1 protein-coding gene is annotated in these 647 nt (G+C 71.6%); it reads left to right on the plus strand.

The window, feature by feature from the left end:
• Positions 1-202: 202 nt before the first annotated feature.
• The coding region (locus PROKR_RS22325; RefSeq protein ID WP_036967721.1) for a TetR/AcrR family transcriptional regulator at positions 203-647 on the plus strand (445 nt) is incomplete at its 3' end.

Raw genomic sequence — 647 nt, forward strand, 5'->3', positions numbered from 1 at the left:
ACGGCGACCACCTCGTGGCCGGCCGCCGCGAGCACCCGGACGAGCTCGCGCCCGGTACGGCCGCTCGCTCCGACAACTGCGATCTGCATGACGTCTCCTCGGTCTGGGGTGGTGCTCGAAAGAGGGGTGAGTGAATACTTACTCACACGGTGGCACGAGCCAGGACCGCTGGTCAAGGGAACAGGGGGCGAGAATGTCTGCCATGAGCACACGGGAGCGGATCCTCGACGCGGCGGCGCGGGTGATGCGCGAGCAGGGCGTCGCGCACGCGACGACCAAGGAGATCGCCCGCGCGGCCGGCTGCTCGGAGGCGCTGCTCTACCGGCACTTCGACGACAAGCAGGGCCTCTTCATGGCCGTGCTGCAGGAGCGCCTGCCGCGGTTCGACCTGCCCGAGGACGCCGTGGGCACCGCGACCGTCGCCGCCAACCTCGAACGGCTCGTGGCGGGGCTGCTGGACTTCTACGTGGACAGCTTTCCGATCTCGGCCTCGATCTTCTCCAGCAGCACGCTGCTGGCCCGGCACCGCGAGTCGATCGCGGCGAAGGGGGCGGGCCCGGCGACGCCGCAGCTCCGGGTGGTGGCCTACCTGGAGGCAGAGCGTGCGGCCGGCCGGGTGCGCGCCGACGCCGACGCCGAGGCCGTGG

This window comes from Promicromonospora kroppenstedtii DSM 19349, from assembly GCF_000515355.1.
GTDB classification, from domain to species: Bacteria; Actinomycetota; Actinomycetes; order Actinomycetales; family Cellulomonadaceae; genus Promicromonospora; species Promicromonospora kroppenstedtii.